The 19175-nt window shown below is 35.9% G+C and carries 18 protein-coding genes; 5 read left to right on the forward strand and 13 right to left on the reverse strand.

The genetic code is table 11. The annotated features are described in order from the left end of the window. Positions 1-49 precede the first annotated feature (49 nt). On the forward strand, positions 50-880 hold the full coding sequence (locus IGI87_RS08370; RefSeq protein WP_104854067.1) for an MBL fold metallo-hydrolase: 831 nt from the start codon (positions 50-52) through the stop codon (positions 878-880). A gap of 147 nt (positions 881-1027) precedes the next feature. Here the strand turns inward: IGI87_RS08370 and sprE are convergent, their stop codons facing one another. The 5 genes from sprE to fsrA form a co-directional block, all read right to left on the reverse strand. Next, positions 1028-1882: a serine proteinase SprE gene (sprE, locus tag IGI87_RS08375; RefSeq protein ID WP_104854068.1), complete on the reverse strand. Its 855-nt coding sequence runs from the start codon at positions 1880-1882 to the stop codon at positions 1028-1030. A gap of 48 nt (positions 1883-1930) precedes the next feature. After that, positions 1931-3463: a gelatinase GelE gene (gene gelE / locus IGI87_RS08380; protein ID WP_104854069.1), complete on the reverse strand. Its 1533-nt coding sequence runs from the start codon at positions 3461-3463 to the stop codon at positions 1931-1933. Between the two features lie 235 nt (positions 3464-3698). Beyond that, positions 3699-5042, reverse strand: a complete 1344-nt coding sequence (gene fsrC, locus IGI87_RS08385; protein WP_438736649.1) for a sensor histidine kinase FsrC — start codon at positions 5040-5042, stop codon at positions 3699-3701. Then, positions 5039-5767 (reverse strand): quorum-sensing system protein FsrB, encoded by a 729-nt coding sequence (fsrB, locus tag IGI87_RS08390; RefSeq protein ID WP_113794213.1) that lies wholly within the window; start codon positions 5765-5767, stop codon positions 5039-5041. Before fsrB ends, fsrC begins: the two co-directional genes overlap by 4 nt. Before the next feature lie 88 nt (positions 5768-5855). Continuing rightward, positions 5856-6587 carry a response regulator transcription factor FsrA gene (gene fsrA, locus IGI87_RS08395; RefSeq protein ID WP_104854072.1) on the reverse strand — a complete coding sequence of 244 codons (732 nt, stop codon included), beginning with the start codon at positions 6585-6587 and terminating at the stop codon, positions 5856-5858. A gap of 1140 nt (positions 6588-7727) precedes the next feature. Between fsrA and IGI87_RS08400 the strand changes: the two genes are divergently transcribed. Then, entirely contained in the window at positions 7728-8633 is a 906-nt protein-coding gene (locus IGI87_RS08400) for a polysaccharide deacetylase family protein (protein ID WP_438736651.1), read from the forward strand. Positions 8634-8755: 122 nt separating this feature from the next. Here IGI87_RS08400 and rplS read toward each other — a convergent pair whose 3' ends face one another. The 4 genes from rplS to IGI87_RS08420 all read right to left on the reverse strand — a co-directional run bounded on the left by rplS (position 8756) and on the right by IGI87_RS08420 (position 11970). Next, a complete protein-coding gene (gene rplS / locus IGI87_RS08405) occupies positions 8756-9103 on the reverse strand; it encodes a 50S ribosomal protein L19 (RefSeq protein WP_002357176.1) in 348 nt (115 codons plus the stop codon). Positions 9104-9246: 143 nt separating this feature from the next. After that, entirely contained in the window at positions 9247-9987 is a 741-nt protein-coding gene (gene trmD / locus IGI87_RS08410; RefSeq protein ID WP_002389350.1) for a tRNA (guanosine(37)-N1)-methyltransferase TrmD, read from the reverse strand. Continuing rightward, positions 9977-10501 (reverse strand): ribosome maturation factor RimM, encoded by a 525-nt coding sequence (rimM, locus tag IGI87_RS08415; RefSeq protein ID WP_002360070.1) that lies wholly within the window; start codon positions 10499-10501, stop codon positions 9977-9979. Before rimM ends, trmD begins: the two co-directional genes overlap by 11 nt. A gap of 107 nt (positions 10502-10608) precedes the next feature. Then, positions 10609-11970 carry an Nramp family divalent metal transporter gene (locus IGI87_RS08420; RefSeq protein ID WP_002360069.1) on the reverse strand — a complete coding sequence of 454 codons (1362 nt, stop codon included), beginning with the start codon at positions 11968-11970 and terminating at the stop codon, positions 10609-10611. A gap of 196 nt (positions 11971-12166) precedes the next feature. Here IGI87_RS08420 and IGI87_RS08425 point away from each other — a divergent pair, with 196 nt between their 5' ends. The 3 genes from IGI87_RS08425 to IGI87_RS08435 all read left to right on the forward strand — a co-directional run bounded on the left by IGI87_RS08425 (position 12167) and on the right by IGI87_RS08435 (position 15303). After that, positions 12167-12541: a VOC family protein gene (locus tag IGI87_RS08425; RefSeq protein WP_113794238.1), complete on the forward strand. Its 375-nt coding sequence runs from the start codon at positions 12167-12169 to the stop codon at positions 12539-12541. Positions 12542-12791: 250 nt separating this feature from the next. After that, positions 12792-13400: a TVP38/TMEM64 family protein gene (locus tag IGI87_RS08430; RefSeq protein ID WP_002383106.1), complete on the forward strand. Its 609-nt coding sequence runs from the start codon at positions 12792-12794 to the stop codon at positions 13398-13400. A gap of 100 nt (positions 13401-13500) precedes the next feature. Next, positions 13501-15303: a glycerophosphoryl diester phosphodiesterase membrane domain-containing protein gene (locus IGI87_RS08435; protein WP_002364138.1), complete on the forward strand. Its 1803-nt coding sequence runs from the start codon at positions 13501-13503 to the stop codon at positions 15301-15303. A 46-nt stretch (positions 15304-15349) separates the two neighbouring features. Here IGI87_RS08435 and IGI87_RS08440 read toward each other — a convergent pair whose 3' ends face one another. The 4 genes from IGI87_RS08440 to IGI87_RS08455 form a co-directional block, all read right to left on the reverse strand. Continuing rightward, the gene (locus IGI87_RS08440) at positions 15350-16036 is read right to left on the reverse strand and encodes a Bax inhibitor-1/YccA family protein (RefSeq protein WP_002364139.1); all 687 of its coding nucleotides are present in this window, start codon (positions 16034-16036) and stop codon (positions 15350-15352) included. Beyond that, on the reverse strand, positions 16029-16514 hold the full coding sequence (locus IGI87_RS08445) for a MaoC/PaaZ C-terminal domain-containing protein (RefSeq protein ID WP_002357164.1): 486 nt from the start codon (positions 16512-16514) through the stop codon (positions 16029-16031). Before IGI87_RS08445 ends, IGI87_RS08440 begins: the two co-directional genes overlap by 8 nt. 198 nt (positions 16515-16712) lie before the next feature. After that, on the reverse strand, positions 16713-18050 hold the full coding sequence (gene murC, locus IGI87_RS08450) for a UDP-N-acetylmuramate--L-alanine ligase (RefSeq protein ID WP_002357163.1): 1338 nt from the start codon (positions 18048-18050) through the stop codon (positions 16713-16715). 154 nt (positions 18051-18204) lie between these two features. Continuing rightward, positions 18205-19158 carry a hypothetical protein gene (locus IGI87_RS08455; RefSeq protein ID WP_438736654.1) on the reverse strand — a complete coding sequence of 318 codons (954 nt, stop codon included), beginning with the start codon at positions 19156-19158 and terminating at the stop codon, positions 18205-18207. Positions 19159-19175 lie beyond the last annotated feature (17 nt).

A 19175-nucleotide genomic window follows, 5' to 3' on the forward strand; every position in this document is an offset into this window, starting at 1 on the left:
CGTTATTTACTAAGTATCAAGAATGTCAAAGAAAGGTTAGGTACTCCCAATGAAAATCAACTATTTAGGTACGGGTGCAGCAGAACGGATTCCAGGAATTTTTTGTAATTGTAAATTATGTAAGTATGCTCGAGAGAAAAAAGGACGAGAAATTCGTACACAAACTCAATTAATTATTGATGATGTCCTGCTGATTGATTTTCCAGGAGATTCTTATTTGCATCTGTTGCAGTACGGCTTGTGTTTTGCAGACTTTGACTCTTTGCTAATCTCTCATTGGCATTCCGATCATTTTTACGGCGAGGATTTGGCTTATCGAATGTCTGGTTATGCATTAGATGTGCCCAATTGTTTAACTGTTTACGGGAATAAAGCAGTTAAGACATTTTATCAGCGCGCCTTTGATTTAGAAGGTCGTCAAGACGATACCCGATTACAATATCAGGTTATTCAGCCCTACAAGTGTTTTACTATTGCGAACTATACGATTTATCCCCTTCCTGCACAACATGGAAATTTCAGCGAAGATTGTTTTATTTTCGTTATTGATGATGGTAAAGATGCCTTTTTATCCACTCATGATACAGGTTACTTTACGTCAGAAATGTTTGAATATCTTGAAAAGAGCCATTTACTTCTTAGTGTTGTTTCTTTAGATTGTACTAGTCAAATAAACGAAACTGGCAATAGCCATATGAACTGGGAAGAAAATTTAAAATTAATTACAGAATTAAAAGAAAGGAAACTCGTCACAGATAAAACGATTTACGTTGCCAACCATTTTTCTCACAATGGCGGCTTGTCTTATGCGGAGATGGCGGCTTTATCTCAAAAGCATGAAATCATTACTAGTTATGATGGTTTAGAAATACTAACTTAATCGGATTATTTACCTTCTTTTCAGCACTATTATATGCTTTTAACCGATAATTACAAGGCACTTTTATCGTAACTTACACTATCTTAAAAAACAAAAATACTCAAAATTTCCAGAATTACGGGAAATTTCGAGTATTTTTATGGTTCTTTACGCTGCTGGCACAGCGGATAAGCGTTTATTTTCTTCTTCATTCACTCGATTGACAATAAAGTTATAATTCACTTCATTTAGTCTTTGACCATGGTTTCCTGTTTGCTTAATGCCACCATTGGAATGAACACCAACTACTTCAAACTGAGCATTATAGATTGGTGAACCAGATTGACCGCCTGTTGTATCGATATCATAAAATAGTAATGGATTTTCTAAGTCTGTAAAGTTAGATGTAAACAAATCATTTTCATGAGACCATTGCGTGTGGTTTTTCTCACCTGGATAGCCTGATATTGTTACATGGGTATCTGAAGATTCAAACTTTTTCAAAACAAATGGCGTTAAAATTTCTCCCAACTCTGGGGCATCCGGACGATCATTTTGTTTACCAACAGTTACTACGGCAATATCCGCGTTCGGGGAAAAAGCTACATCAATCACTTTGAATTTACCAAATGGTGTCGCACTGCCATCTCGCCCTGGATAAAACCAAGCATCATCTTTGGCACTTGGATTTAATACTTTGGCATTCTTAAAACTTTCAGCCACATGATTATTGGTGACAATTGTATTGGTTCCAACCACAAATCCTGTTCCTAAAGAAATATAGCCTGGTTTACTGGCCGGGGAAATGATTCTTCCGATTGACGCGAAAGGCGCTTCGGTTGTATCTGCTACTTCTTGTCTTCTGTCTTCAGGGTCCAGTAACGATCTTTTTTGTCGTAAATGACTTTCGGCAGGAACGATATACTCTTCTGCATTTGCAGACAGGCTAAAACCGGCTATCAAACTTACTAAAATCAGAAACAAAAAACCAGAACTAATTTTTCGTATGGAGAACTTTTTCATAAAATTATGCCACTCCTTATCCATTTTTATTTAATTGGGGAAGTTTTTTCATTCATTGACAAGAACAGATTCACTTGGTTGGTTTACCTGAATATCCTCTTTAGCTCCGATTCCAGCAGAGTTAAATGCTGCTGACACCACTGAAGCTGCTTCATCGCCATATTGAACTTTTGCAGCAGCAAGCATCGCATCACGAGCATCACTGAATTGTGCTTTAGGTGTTAAATAATTTACTAACGAGCTATAGAAAATAGTCTGCGCTTTTTCAATGCCTAAGTTCTGGATAATAGTGTAACCAATCCGGTTAATAATTCCACTATTATAATGAACACCGCCTTGATCATAATAAGGCGTTCCTTTATACTGTGCTCGATCGTCGTATTGAGCCATGGTTTCTGGTTGTCCGTGTTTGCTTGGCGTTTGTAAATTTCGAATGCCTGTTTTTCGATCTACACTCTGAGTGTCTGCGCCAATTTCTGGATTAGACGCACCAGAAATAATATAACCCATTAAATCAGAATAAGATTCATTCAACGCACCTGATTGTCCTAAATATTCTAAACCTGCAGTATGTTCTGTCACACCATGTGTCATTTCATGGCCAACTACATCTAAAGATGAAGCATACGTTTTTCCTGTTAGTGTACTTGTTTCACCATAACGCATTGCTTTTCCATCCCAAAAAGCATTATCATAAGCATCTGGATGTTGTTCATCAACAACTGACAAGATGGGCATCCCTCGATCATCAATACTGTGTCGTTGGAAATGGTCTTCATAATATGTTTTCACAAATTTTCCATGTGTATAGGCATCGACAGCATTCTGATTTAATGCTGCTAGTGATGGTGCTTGAATGATAGTGTAATTATTTTTGCCATCAACTACTGCATGGTAAACACCTGTGTTATCCGTCCCGTGTAAAGCAATTCCCGCGTTGTTTTTTTCAACTGGTACATTAAACGCTACTTGAAAAGAGTTTTTTAACGTTACTTCACTACCAACATGCTCCGTTAAATCTTGTTTTTCTATAATTGTTCCATCTGTAGCATTCACTTTATAAACCAATGATACGGGGTCACCAGTTGGTGAAGAAGTTACTCTGACTTTATAAAATAATTGCCCTTCATTATTTACACGTTTGTCAATAGCTAAAAAGACAAGATCTTTATTTTCCGGATTATCAGAAGCAATAATTTTTTTAACTCCTTCTTCACCGATTGCATCAACCGATTGAATTTTCACTACTTGATCAACTGGATTTCCTGTAACACTTGTTACTGCACCATTTTTATCTAAATGAATAATCACATTATCTGAATCAACAGTAACGCCTTCCGTTTGCTTTTCTAACTTAAGATGCTTCATACCCCACGCATCTTCTTTTCGATCTACAACCGTATATTGTTCAGCAGCTGCCTCAGAAATTGCCTCCTTTTCCAACTTCGATAAAACTGTTGAAACTTCACTTTCTGAATAAACTTGTTCTTCTGCTGCTACAAAAAGTGAAGAAAATAGACATGAACTTCCAACAAAGATGCCTGTACCTAAAATATATAAAATTTTATTTCCCTTCATCAAACGATTAACTCCTTCCCCAGTTTCCTTTTATTTCTTTTCCCAACAAAAGTATTGCTTTATCTTCCCTAATCTTTCCCGTTAAACGACCGCCCCTTTCCCTGCGTAAATATTTTGTTGCTATTTTCATTATAGACAATTACCTAACTGGCACTATCTAAATTCCTTAATCAGCCGACATTTTTCCCTGGATTGTCCTTCATATCTTAATACCATAGCAAAAAAGTTGTTAACAAATTCATTCGTTAACAACTTTTTTACTGTTATGATTTTTTTCAATAATTAAATGTTGAGTGACCGATCCTTCATTGAAGGAAGTTTGTAAATCAAATTGATTCGAAAAATCAACAATTTCTTTTACATATAACAATCCCCAACCATGCTCTTCAGGGTTACTTTTAGAACTAAATTTGGTTTTCTTCATAACCCTAAAATCAAATTCGGCTTGAACACTATTTGTTATCACAAACTCTTGCGTTTCATTTTTATTAAAAATCGAGATTGCGAACATTTTCAATTCTGATTTTACACTATTTTCAATCGCGTTATCTAATAGAATAGCCAACAAACGAATCACAACCACTAAGTCGATTGATGCATCAAGAATAAATACTTCTGGCACATCAACAATCACTTTTAGTTTTGCTTGCTTTGCGGTATTAATTTTCATACTTATGAGCGCCTTAAGTTCCATATTTTTCAAACGATTTAACTTCATAAGTTCAAACTCTTCGTTATCAATAATTTTTTTGGTTGGTGCAATTGTTTCTTCATAAATTCTTTTGATTTCCAGAATATCTTCGTATGAAATAGCAATTTGTAAACTATACAATAAATTTTTATAATCATGACGAAACATCGCTAGCTCTTCGTTAATGGATTCTATTTTTTCAGTATAAATCGTTAAATTATTCAATAATTGAGTGTTGATACGTTGTTCTTCCAAATAAGCTTCAATGACTAAGCCAATCAGAATTAAAAATAAACCTACACTTATTAATAACTCCAATTTAGAACTATTTACCGTGACAAATCCTCGCATAAAGTCAGGTGAAATCTCTGGCGAAATCAAAAACACAAAAAGTAACAACAGAATCAACAATAAAAGTAAACAACCAAAAAAAATTCGGCTATTTTCTAACACACGATTTAATCTTAAAAAAACACTATTGGGAATTTTTAAAGCAATCCAGATATTTATAAGCAACAGAATAACATTTGAGGCAATCCATAATAATTTATTTTGATAAATCTGTTGAAAAACAACACTTAAAGTCGTTTGCTCCGTGTAATTGATAAATGAAACCATAAGCAATGTAAAAACGGATAAAAATATCGCTTTAAAAATTGAAAACCTCTTTTTGTGAATAAGTAAAAATCCTGTAAAAACAACGACTGTCAGCGCATAAATCAACCAAGAGTAGCCCAACATTAATGCCGCAAACGAACAAAGATTAATGACAATAAGCAATGAAAGTAACGGTATTTTACATTCAATCTTGATCAATGTTACTCGTAAAAAGACAAAAACGATAAAGCTGGATACAAACAAAATGTTAGTAGCTAATAACGATAAAATCATTTTTCAATATTCTTTTTAGGTTTTTCAGTTTGTCCCATCCATTGTCCAAATATATTTGGCGAATTTTGATTTAATCTAGGTTTAGTTCCCACACCATCACTAACTTTTTCTACTCTTTTTTCAATAACATTTTTAATTATTTTTTTACCAAATTTCATAAAAACACTTCCTTCAATTAAATTTTTTGTTACAGGTAGTATCATCAGACCTTGGATGACGAGACCGTAGAGTATTACTGAAGCAACCTTTTCTTTGACAAACAGACTACATAAAATAAGTAAACACACCCTTATAAGGCTTTGTTTTTTGAGCACTTTTAAATCAGATTGCTGAACAGGTTCGATCGCTGTTCCTTGTGGCGCATACCAATAAAATAATACGACTAAGAGGCAAATCAATAAAATTTTATAAATAAACGGTAAGCTCACAGAAAAATTTTTCAATACAAATGGTATGGCAACATAGATAACAATGCTTTCTAGACGACAGAGCCATTTGGTTTTCGCATGCCAGCCACCTGCGACAGGCCGTAAAAAAATCAGTACGACGTATACAATAAAGGTTTCGCTTAACGTCCCAAATAAAACCGATAAAATCAGAATCATCAGAAAATTAAACAAGCCAGAAAAATAAACGGTCAGGTAATACTTTGTCCATTGTGTTTTTCCTGATTGATCTTCCTTATCCATATCCATAATATTTTTTAGAATCCAATCGATTAGCATATCGCCCTCCTCTTCAAGTATTGCACTAAATTATAACGAATATAGCGACTAATAGATAGATAATTCCTTAATTAGTCATTATTCCTCCCTAAGTAAGAAATAGCCCCTTGACCTGAGTATAATATCTTCTTGAGACTGGTACTTCCGTTCCGTCTCTCATAGTTAAAAGATGCGTTTTATAATTTAATTTTGCCGCATATTTTTTATTGATGATGATTGATTGATGGACTCTAATCAAATCTGGATGCAGTTGTTCAATTTTTGATAACGTTCCATAAAATTCTCTTTTAAAATTTTTACCAACCATTGACACACGATGATCGTATTCCGTTTGAAAGAAATAAATATCATTAATATCCATTTTTATAGAGGACGCTTTTAAGTTAATGATAATATATTCACTTTTTGTCTTTATATTTTCTTTTTGTTGAATATATGCGTCGACACACGTTTCAACCTCTTTTTGGAAATCTAGAAAATCCACGTTCTTTTGAATAAATTGAAGAGCTGAAACCATATATTTATAGGAAGTTAAAACTAATTCTGTGTGCGTAGAAATAAAAACAATCAGACTTTCGCTGTCTGTTTTTCTGATTTCTTTAGCAACCTCAAAGCCTGCCTGGATATGATTATTCATTTGAATGTCTAGGAAAAAGATATTTAATTGGGCATCCTCGCGTGCTGTTCGTAATAATTCATCTGACCGTGAAAATAAATGGATTGTTTCATTATAAATATTTCTTGAATGTAGGATATTTGTTACCAATGCTTCTAACGCTTTTGCTTGAATAATTTGGTCTTCTAATATATAAATAGCCATTTGTTCACTCATCCCTTTCTCAAGAAGATATAAAATTACACAACAAAAGACAAATGATTATAATGTTCAATCAATTTATACACCAATAAAAGAGATAAAAAATTGATTGTCTGTTAGTATATTCACATAAATTTAGTATAGCGATTTCAGTAGTTTCCTGCAAACAAAAACATAAAATAACAAAGAATTAAGAAAGATGACTTTGGACTATTCATCTACCGCTAACGAATTATGAGGTCTATTGTCTCTTCATTGACAAAAAACAAAGAATCAACCGCCAAACTGTTCTTGTCGTTTTATACATGACAAAATCAATTTATTGGTCGATCCTGGTTATTTTAATTCGTTTGTTCACACATAGATCATTGTGCTAGTTTTTTTACTTAAACATCTACACTTCTTCCTGTGCAATGAGTCGATTAAGCGTTGAGCGTGGGACAAAAATCACTTTGGATTTTTGTCCCACGCTCAAAAACTGATAAACGGCGGGAACAGAAGCAACACTACGCGTTGCTTCAATCTCAACAACATCTAAGGTGTTTTCTCGACATACGTCTCGTCACAGTCCAGGCTTCAAAAGAGCTACAGCTCTAAGAGTTGCGATGTTTCACTGTGAAGCATGAACAGATGAAATCATCGTACCTACTTGGTGAAGGTCCTTCGGAACTTACAAGGATAAAACTGTGACGAGCCTTTGGCGAGAAAACAATAAGCCGAAATTGACTTTCTCACATAAGTGTTCGGCGTATCTTAATCCTTCCAAGTGCTCCTGCGATTACTCGATGTATTTGAGCTTTTGGTAGTGTTGAACAGTCCCTACTTGGTTCTCGGAGTTAAACACTTCTGTCCCAACCTCCTCCTATTAAACCTTCAGGCGTCTGGACACCATTAAAATTAATCGAATTTCCTAGAGCATATTTTTCTTTATACATTCGGTTCAGCTGCTCTTCTAGATAAATAAATTATATTCCTTTCATCCCCTAGCAACCTTTTATCTTTTATTAAATAAACAACTAACTAAATTGAAAAAAATGAAACTTTTCGGTCCTCAAATTCGTCTATAACTAATAGGACGTTCAATTTTGTATAACGTGGAGGTGTATTTTTAACTTTTTTCATTAACCAAAGAGGAGTGAAAGTATGCGACATCAGAAAAGAAAATTCAAAATAAACGGCTATGTATTATTTAGTGTGTTAATTCTCATTGTTCTTGTTTTCGTTCAAACGTTCCTATTAACTCAGCCCAAGATAACAAGTCAAAATGATGCTACTGCACAAACATCGACCAAAAAATCAACTGCAAAAAAAGATTCCCCGACCAAGCTAGAAAAGGAATCAACACATATGAGTATTTCATCAAAAAAATATGCTTACTCAGCAGACAAAATCAGAAAATATATAACTGGAGAAGAACCTTACAAAGGTGAAAAATTAGTATTCTTAACCTTTGATGATGGCGTTAATAATCAAATAACACCCCAGGTCCTAGATACGTTAAAAAAGTATAAAGTCCATGCAACTTTTTTTCTTGTAGGAAATACCCTAACTTCTGGAACCCAAAACATAGTGAAACGTATAGTCGCAGAAGGAAATGCAATAGGTTTTCATAGTTTAACTCATGATTATGCAACGTTATATCCAAATGGGATTGTCAACACTGAAGAAATACAAGCGGAAATAGCGACCATGCAGAGCTCTATTAAAAAAATATTGGGGGAAACATTTCAAACAACTCTCTGGCGATACCCAGGAGGTCATATGTCATGGAGAGGTACAGAAAAATCTGATGAATTATTAAAACAACTCGGCATTCATTGGATTGACTGGAATGCAATGGTTGGTGATGCGGAGCCGTTAGACAAACAGCCTACTACAGTCGCAGAAATGCTAACTTTCCATCAAAATTCACTTGAGGTCTATCCAGATTATAACGTTAGAGTAGTCTTAATGCATGATTCAGTAGATAAAGAATTAACGAAACAAGCATTGCCTCAATTAATAAAGTTTTATCAATCAAATGGTTATCAATTTGGTGTGTTATATTAGAGTAACTAGGAACAACTAAAGAAAGCATTTCTGGTCTTAGTCAATGCTAATTTCCCACTTAATTACACACAAAAACACCCTCTTGCTCAGCAAGAGGGTATTCGTTTGTCGAATAGTAAAGATTAACGACGGATTTCTTTGATACGAGCTGCTTTTCCGTGTAATGCGCGTAAGTAGTAAAGTTTTGCACGACGTACTTTACCGTAGCGAACCACTTCAATTTGAGCAACACGTGGTGTGTGTAATGGGAATGTACGTTCCACACCAACACCATTTGAAACTTTACGTACTGTGTAAGTTTCGCTGATTCCAGCACCACGGCGTTTAATTACAACACCTTCGAATAACTGGATACGTTCACGAGTACCTTCGACTACTTTCGCATGAACACGAACAGTGTCACCAGGGCGGAACGCAGGAATATCCGTACGTAATTGTTCTTGTGTTAATTCTTGAATTAATGGATTCATTTTATCCTTCTCCTTATTCCCAAATATTCTTATGGTCACTTCTGCCACAGCGGAATATTGTAATAGTTAGAGCGCATTGCACTCACCAAATTAGTGTACCATAGACAAAATAAGCTGTAAAGAGAATTTTCTTGAAAGTTCCCTTATTTTTGTTCTTCTTGTTTAATTTCCTCTAATAACTTCAACATTTCAGGCGTCATTTCTAATGATTCTAACATGTCAGGTCGACGCAAAAAGGTCCGTCGTAATGATTCTTTTAGTTGCCATTCTGCAATTAATTTATGGTTACCATTCGTTAGCACGGCAGGGACTTCCATATCGTTAAAAATAGCAGGTCTGGTATATTGTGGATGTTCTAATAGGCCAGTGGAATGTGAATCCGTTTGTGCAGAAAGATTGTTACCTAAGACATCAGGTAATAAACGGACTGTCGCATCAATCATGACCATTGCGCCTAATTCGCCCCCTGTTAAAACGTAATCCCCCAATGAAACTTCATCTGTAACCATCGTGCGAATTCGCTCATCATAGCCTTCATAATGTCCACAAATAAAAACTAAATGTTCTTCTTGTGAAAATTCTTCGGCCATTTTCTGATTAAATGGTTTTCCTGCTGGATCTAATAAGATGACCCGTTTTGGTTGCTGGTTTGTCTCTTCTTCAATTGCCTTTAGGTTATCATAGATCGGTTGTACTTTTAAAAGCATCCCCGCGCCACCGCCATACGGATAATCATCGACCGTTTGGTGTTTGTTATCTGAAAAATCGCGAAAATTAGAGACATTCAATTCTAATAACTGCTTTTCCCGAGCTTTCCCAATAATTGATTCCCCCATTGGCCCTTCAAACATTCTAGGAAAAAGAGTTAATACATCAATTCTCATCGTCAATCAATCCTTCTGGAATGTCCACATCAATCCGTTGATTTTCGACATCGACTTTTGTAACAACGCCTTCAATATACGGTAAAAGTAAATCTTTTTTCTTTGGTCGTTGGACGACCCACACATCATTCGCACCAGGAGATAAAATTTCTTTAATTTTTCCCAGTTCACTACCGGTTTCATCATAAACAGTGGCACCAATGATTTGGTGATAATAAAATTCGTCCTCTGCCAATTCAGCGAGATTGTCTTTTGCAACTTTTAAAATACCGTCACGATATTTTTCAACATCATTGATATTTGGATGTCCTTCAAAGCTTAAAATGTCAAAATTCTTATGCTTGCGGTGGGACTTCACGACCAATTCAATTGGTGCTTTTTTCTCTTGAAATAACAGTAACGTTGCCCCTTTTTGATAACGTTCTTCTGGAAAATCCGTTTTCGAAATGACCCGAACTTCTCCTTTGATTCCTTGTGTGTTCACAATTTTTCCTACATTTAAATAATCTGTCACGTGAAAGCCTCTCTTCCTTGTATTTCATCTTTCCTATTCTACCATTTCTTACGCGCAAATTCTATGAAAAAACAAAGGCTGACTTTTCCAGTCAGCCTTTGTTTTTATTAATTCGTTAAACCAGTTAATGTGCCATAAATTAAAAATAAATTCAATAACGTCAAGGCAATTGCAATAATCCAAGCTAAAAATTTCACCCACGCTGGATTCGCAAATTGGCCCATTAATTTTTTATCACTTGTATACATCGTTAAAGGAATAATCGACACTGGCAAAGCAATACTTAGGAAAACTTGCGTATAAAGTAACAAGTCTTCAACAGCCGTTTCGCTACCACCATAGATAATGACACAGATAATGACTGGCACAATTGCTAACAAACGAGTTAACACTCGTCGTGCCCACAACGGCATTTTTAAATGGATAAAGCCTTCCATCACAATTTGTCCTGACAGCGTACCTGTAATCGTTGAATTTTGACCCGAAGCCAATAAAGCAATTGCAAAAAGAATACTTAACACTGGGCTAGCAATATTACCAACAATATCTGGATTTTTCAGGGCATCAAATAAATCAACGAATTTACCTAATTCACTGTTGGTTCCATAAAATAATGCTCCTCCTAAAATTAACAGCAAACAATTTACGACGAAAGCGACAGTTAATTGAATATTTGAATCCCAAGTAGTGAAACGAATTGCTTTGGCTTTCTCAGCATCATCGTTACGATCAAATTTCCGTGCTTGCGCAATGGAAGAATGCAAATATAAATTATGAGGCATGACTGTCGCTCCAACGATTCCCAAGGCTAAAAATAACATAGATTTATCTGTCGCTATTTTTGTGTCTGGAATAAAACCTCGTAATACTTCACCAACATTTGGATCTGCTAATGCCACTTCATAAGCAAAAACAAAAAAGATGACTGCAATTAAACAAGAAACAATTGCTTCGATTTTGCGAAAGCCTAACTTTGTCAGTAGCAAAAGTAATAAAACATCAAACGTTGTTATCAACACACCAATTAATAATGGAAAACCAAATAATAATTGCAAAGCAACGGCACCACCAATTACCTCAGCGATATCTGTAGCCATTATGGCTAACTCCGTCACCACCCACAAGGCAACGCCCGTTCGTTTACTTGTATGCTCTCTAGTCGCTTGAGCTAAATCCATTCCTGTCACGATTCCTAAGCGCGCAGCCATACTTTGTAGTAACATGGCAACTAAACTAGAAAGCAAAATCACACTAAGTAACGTGTACTTATATTCCGCTCCACCAGCAATTGAAGTAATCCAATTTCCTGGATCCATATAACCAACAGCCACTAAAGCGCCCGGTCCGCTATAGGCTAACAAAGTTCGCCAAAAGCTAGCGTTTTTAGGTACCTCGACGGTATTATTTATCTCTTCTAAACTAGGTCCATTTGCATAATTAAGCATTTTTTCCGTTTTCTTTTCTTTCATCCAACATCCCTCAATCTATCTTGTTCACACATTTCACTTTTAGGTACACCTAAAACTAGTTAACATAATTATAGTCTTCTTATTCTTCGTTGTAAACTGTTACATTCTAATTTTTTAAGCACTCTCGCTCTAAATCGTTTGGTTTTTACCCAAAAATCCCTTACACTTATTTTATCATAGATCGGAGGTTATGAGGATGAAGTTAGATATGGTCGGTATTATCGTCAACGATATGACACAAGCACTCTCTTTTTACCAAACGCTAGGTTTTAACGTGCTGGGAGAAGCTTCGCCCGATTACACAGAATTACAAAACAATGGCGTCAGGATTTCTTTAAATTCACTACAAATGATTACTGGCGTCTATGGGTTTGCGCCTAGTCAGCAAGGAGATAAAATTGAACTTGCTTTTCTTTGTGAAACGGCCGCAGAAGTTGATAACACCGTGAAAAAAATAAGCCAAGCTGGTTACATCGTTTTTAAAGAACCTTGGAATGCACCTTGGGGCCAACGATACGCAATCATTAAAGATGTAGATGCAAATTTAATTTCACTCTTTGCCCCTCTATAATATTACTAAAAGATGCACCACTTTCGTTTCTTTAACTCTCTTTCGAAAGATCAGTGCAGAATGGGTCTTAAGTAGGATGTCTTTTCTACTTCTTTTTTTGTATAATAAACCTATCAAATGATGTGTATCTTACAACTTTGTTCGTTTGCAGAAAGAACAAACGATGTTTTTTATTGATAAAAAGTTATATACTAAAAGTATATTGATAAAAAGTTATATACTAAAAGTATAATGAGTATAACTAAAGGAGATGAGAAATGTGAGTGTTACCCTGTCTAGAAAAATTGTTAATATTATTTCCATTTTAGGCATTGTTGCAACCATTATTGCAACCATCTATTTTATTCGATTGGGTGTCTTCAAGGATATCAATGCCCTAAGAGGACTAGTAGGGCAATCTGTCATTCTCGGTCCGATTATTTTCATGTTAATTCAGATTATTCAAGTGGTTATTCCGATTATTCCTGGTGGTGTCAGCTGTGCTGCGGGGGTCTTGATTTTCGGACCAACAATGGGCTTCGTCTATAATTACGTTGGTATTGCACTTGGCTCTATCATTATTTTCTTACTAGGTCGTAATTATGGGAAACCGTTCATTATGAGCCTTGTCAGTGATAAAACATATAACAAGTATATCGGTTGGTTAGACAATGAAAAACGTTTTGAACGATTGTTTGCTTTAGCAATTTTCTTCCCGATTGCACCGGATGATGCGCTTTGTTTAATGGCCGGTCTAACAAAAATGTCTGTGAAAAAATTTACTCTGATTATTTTATTAGCAAAACCTGCTTCTATCTATTTATATAGTCTTGCGTTAATTTATGGCGGAACATTTTTAACTAGCTTACTGGGAATGTAAAATAAATAAAAAAGCGAATGGACTAAATCAAAACTTTGCCTGTGTCAGTTTGATTTAGTCCTTTTATTATGGAATTTTGTTAGAAACTGGAGGACTTTTGATGTTTAGTTATTTTAAAAATAGTATTGTGAATACGCTAGATTTTCTTAAAGGGACAACGGCATATTTTCGCGACGTGCTCTTGATGCACGGATTTATGTTATTCGTTCTATTGCCTTTATTAACAAGTTTATCCAAATTGGTACTCAAAGAAGGTGGGATTGATTATATTTCCTATGATAACTTAGGGGCAATTGCCACGCAACATCCTTATGTCCTTTTGACTTTTCTACTGATTGGACTGTTAATTTTACTGGCGCTCTTTTTTGAATTTACTTTTTTATTGCTAAGTGTCTATTTTATTAAGAAAAAGCAACCAATTACTCTAACGCAATTATTGCACGGCACCTTGCTTCAGATCAAAAAAGTTCGAGGAATTACCTTTCTGTTTTTCCTGGCATATTTCTTTTTGATTTTACCATTAAGTGGGTTAACCTTCCGCTCTTATTTATTAACAAGAGTTAAGATTCCAGCCTTTATCTTAGATTTTATTTTTGCAAATCGCGTCATTATTATTATTGGTTTCGTACTGTTAGAGCTGATTATCTTATATTTAGCGATTCGACTTGCTTTTGCCCTCCCAGAATTGATTTTACGTGATGTTGGTTTTCGTGAGTCTTTAAAACGTAGTTGGCAAATTACGAAGCGGCGCTTTTTCCAAATTCTGGGACAATTTATTATTATTGGCGGAACTGTTTTAGGGATTTTTACGGCTGGCTATTTCTTGATATTTTTAGGTCAAACCGCCGTTGAAACGTTTAAACCTGAATGGTCTTTACCTAGTGCTGTCATCGCTATGACACTCCTTCAGGTTATGATGCTCTTAAACTTGGTGTTGTCTAGTGTTGCTATTTTTTACATTATTGTTGATGACATGGAGGATGAAGGGATTTTACCTGACACGCCAGAATGGTTCACCCCGAAATCAGAAGTTCGGGTAGAATGGACCACCTTCAGAGTCGTTCTTTTTTGTTTGATTGCAATCATCTTCGGAATTGGTGTAGGTACTTATAATACAAATTACCTAAGTCATACCCCTGACCGAAAACCTGTTACTATCTCCCATCGTGGTGTCAATGGTAACAATGGTGTTCAAAACACCTTAGACTCTTTAATCGAGACCAATAAGGCGAAACCTGATTATGTTGAAATGGATATTCAAGAAACTAAAGACCATCAGTTTATTGTCATGCACGATTTTAATTTACGGGCGTTAACGGGCGTTAATAAACGACCAAATCAATTAACACTTAAAGAATTAACGAATATGAATGTCACAGAAAATGGGCAAACTGCTAAAATGGTTTCTTTCGATGATTATTTAGCCAAAGCCAATCAATTAAAACAACGTTTATTAATTGAAATCAAAACCACGCCTCAGGATAGCCCTGATTTAGTGCAGCGCTTTGTCAAACAATACCGCGAAAATATTTTAGAAAACGGTCATATCCTTCATACCTTAACCTATGATACGGCGATGGCCTTAAAGAAAGAAGAACCACGCTTTTATGTAGGCTACGTTATTCCTTTCAACATTGTGGGACCGCCTAAAATGCCAGTTGACTTTTTTACTATGGAATACAGTACAATGAATCGTAACTTTGTAAATGCCGCTCATCATGATGGTAAAAAGGTTTATGCTTGGACAGCAAATGATGAAGATGTTATGACGCGAATGATTTTTTATGGTGTCGATGGCATCATTACTGATCAGCTTAGTCTACTGAATGAAACAATGAAAACCGATTTAGAAAACCCAACATACTCTGATAAACTGTTGAATTTCGCTATTGGAATGGGTTAAAAAAAGAGCCAATCTGCTGGAGCAGATTGGCTCTTTTACGTTCATGTTAGTTGTTTTTACCAAAAATTCTTAAGAAAGCTAAGAATAAGTTGATGAAGTCAAGGTATAATTGTAATGCGAAGAAAACGGCCATCCCAGTACCTGCTTGATCACCTGTTTGCGCATAGACTTGGCGAATACGTTGGTTATCATAAGCAGTAATCCCTGAGAAAATTAGGACCATTAAAATGGAAATAAAAAATTCTACAGCACTACTGTGTAAAAGGAACATATTTAGCAACATCGCAATGATAATTCCGATTAAGGCACTATAAGCGGCATGACCAACTGCTGATAGGTCTTTCTTCGTAAAGACACCTACTAATGACATCGCGCCAAAGGTAGCTGCTGCACTTAAAAATGCGCCGGCCACTGTTCCACCAGTATACATTAATAAAGTCACGGATAAAGTGACACCATTTAATAATGCATACGCAACAAATCCTGCAATCGCAATGGTTGGATTCTTCTGTGCTTTTGCGCCTAGATATAAAACTAAGCCAATTTCAACAAGCCAAATCATCCAAAAAGCTAAGCTTGATTGGAATAAAGTAGCTAGAACAGGTAAAAAGACAGTCGTCATGGCATAAGCCATGATTGCGCTAATACCAATTCCTAACGCTAAAAATCCGTAAATTTTGGCATAAAATTTATTCAACCCTGTGCCAGTTTGGATATACTCTTGATTATTCATAAGTTAAAGTCCCTTCTTTCTCTGTTAGTTCATCAATCGTCACTTGGGGTGGTTGAACCATCACCACTGCATCTAACACGCGATTTTCTTGCTCATTAACCGCCTCAACAGAAATGGTAATCACATCTTTCATTTTGTCGACTTTGATTACTTCTAATTGGAAAGTCAATGTTTCGTAATGAAAAACGGGTTCCACAAAGTTCACAGAGAAATTCACAACATGTGAACCTGGTCCTGGTAAATGTTTAGAAATCGCACTAGTGATAATTCCCATCAGCATAATTGATGGTACGATTGGTTTTTCATATTCTGTTTTTTGGGCATAATCATGTTGGATATATAAAGGATTCGCATCATTGGTCAAGCCCAAGTAAAGTAATAAGTCCTTGTCTTCAATTGACTCTGTCAAGGACAACGAATCTCCCTCTTCGATATCTTCGATGGTTTTGCCTAATTTTCTCGGTTTTCCGATATTCAAATTAGTACACCTCCGTTATTGATAAGATAATTGTACCAAAATGTACTTAAAAGGCAAGTTAAAAAGTAGTCTTTAAAGGATGTTTAAACAAAACCAACTGATCTACCATGCTAGCATTCTAAAAACAAACAACGGAACAGGAGCAGCTTCTTATTTTTTGAAGCCAGATACCCCTGTCCCGATTTTGATTATGTTCTCTTATAAAACGTTTCTAGTTGTGTTACTTAGTAATGTTTCGTAGGCTTGTTCAAATTTCTGAACGTCGCCAGCGCCCATAAAGACAACCACTGCATTTTCAAAATCTAGTAAAGGCGACACATTATCTTCGGTAATTACTTGTCCACCTTTTTGAATTTTTTCACCTAAATCTTCAATGCGTACCTCGCCTTGTGTTTCACGCGCAGAGCCAAAAATATTACATAAGAATACTTCATCTGCTAAATCCAGTGCTTCAGCAAATTCATCCATTAAGGCAATTGTTCGTGTAAATGTATGCGGCTGGAAGACAGCAATAATTTCTTTGTCAGGATATTTTTGACGAGCGCCATCAATCGTTGCTTTAATTTCGGCTGGATGGTGCGCATAATCATCAACAATAATCATGTCACTGACTTTTTTCTCGCTAAAACGACGTTTCACACCTTTAAAACTTAGCATTTCTTCTGCGACTTTTTGCATATCAAGTTTTTCAAAATAAGCCACAGCAATCACACCTAGCGCATTCATGATATTGTGATGGCCAAATGCTGGTAAGACAAAATGACCTACAAAATCATCCTTGTGATAAACATCAAAAGATGAGCCTTCCGTTGTTCGTTGAATATTTCGTGCTTGGATATCATCCTCTTCACTGACGCCATAATAATAAACTGGCACTTCTGATTCTAACTGACGAAGATACTTATCATCACCATAAGCAAAAATTCCTTTTTTGACTTGATGAGCCATTGTTTGGAACGCTGAAAAAACGTCCTCAATGCTCTTATAGTAATCCGGATGATCAAAATCGATATTCGTCATAATCGCATAATCTGGTGAATAAGCCAAGAAATGACGGCGATATTCACACGCTTCAAATGCAAAGAAATCAGCATCTGGTTCGCCGTGGCCAGTGCCATCCCCTATTAAATAACTAGTTGGATTGATACCACTTAATACATGTGCTAGCAAACCAGTCGTACTTGTTTTCCCGTGTGACCCTGTTACAGCAATGCTTGTATACGGTTCGATAAAACGAGCAATGAAATCGTGGTAACGAATTACTTCTGCGCCTAATTCGATGGCGCGGGCGATTTCCTCATGGGTATCTGGAAAAGCATTTCCAGCAATAACAATCATGTCTTTATCAATATTATCTGCATTAAATGGTAAAATAGGGACACCTGATTTTTCAAGATCCCGTTGTGTAAAGAAATACTCTTCTACGTCTGATCCTTGAACGTTGTAGCCTTTTTGGTGTAAGACCAACGCTAATGAGCTCATGCCAGAACCTTTAATTCCGACAAAATGGTATAATTTGTTCTCTTGATTTCCCATTATAATCCTCTTCTCTGTCACTATATAAAACATACCTTTTTTAAAAAAATTTCAATCATACGAGATTCATTATCGTATAAAACAAAAAAATAATCAACTATTAAAACAGAATAAAAAACTTACATGTTTCAATTCCACATGCAAGTTTCATCTCTTAACTAAAATATTTACTGTTTTCTAATACAGAACTTGAATCTTCTAGCATCCCACTTAATGGTTTATCCAAGATGCCCTTTTTCTTTTCTTCTGTCACAGGTGCTTCAGGCTCCACTTGAGCATTCGCTTTAGCTAGTTTTTTCCCATAGGCAGTTTGACTTTTAGCATTTTTCTTTGCGGCATTCAAACGGGAACGCGAACGCAAATCTAACGCATCTTCGCCAAAACGTTCTAAGTCTGGTTTAATTTGTTGATATTGTCGTCTAGTTAAAGGAATCTCAGGTTCTGAGGTTGGAATATTAAATTTCCGCACCGTTGGATCTTCTTCCGTATCTTTCACTTGAAAAGCCGTTGGTTCATCATCAAGAATGACATATGAACGTCGATCTTTTTTCATTGCTTTTAGCAACTCTTCTTCAGTAAAACTAGGTTCCTGTTCCTCAGGAATCACAGAAGCCGGGATATATTTAGGAACAAAATAAGAAGGTGTCGTTTTCTGCACTAATGGTGATGCGGCAGGTCTACTTGGTTTCGCTACGACTTCTTTTTTTTTATACGTTTGTGTCCAGCCATTTCCTTTTGGCGTGCCAAAAAGGCTATTATTTTTTTTCGTTGCTTGTTTATTTTTCGTTGTTTTACTAGCGTGTTTTGTATAGTCTGGCAAATTAGAGCGATGACGTGCTAATTGCTCTTGTTGTGCTGCCGTTAGTTGTTGCGGTTGTTTATTTGTAGTTGGTTGATTCGTTGTTGGTTGTTGGACAGATGGCGTGCTTTGTCTAGTATCTTCGGCAGATGTTGCAGTTCTTCTGCTACCAGACATTGTTTTCCCAATCAGATCATCTTGAAACAAGTTACGTTCATTATCTGTTGGTAATTTTACGCCCTGTTCATCATCATACGCTGGAAAACGGAAATGTTTTCTCTTCACTTGAGCATTATCCATTGCGGTCATTCCTTTTATTTTTCTTT

Origin of the sequence: Enterococcus sp. DIV1444a, assembly GCF_051712125.1 — a bacterium.
Taxonomy (GTDB): domain Bacteria; phylum Bacillota; class Bacilli; order Lactobacillales; family Enterococcaceae; genus Enterococcus; species Enterococcus faecalis.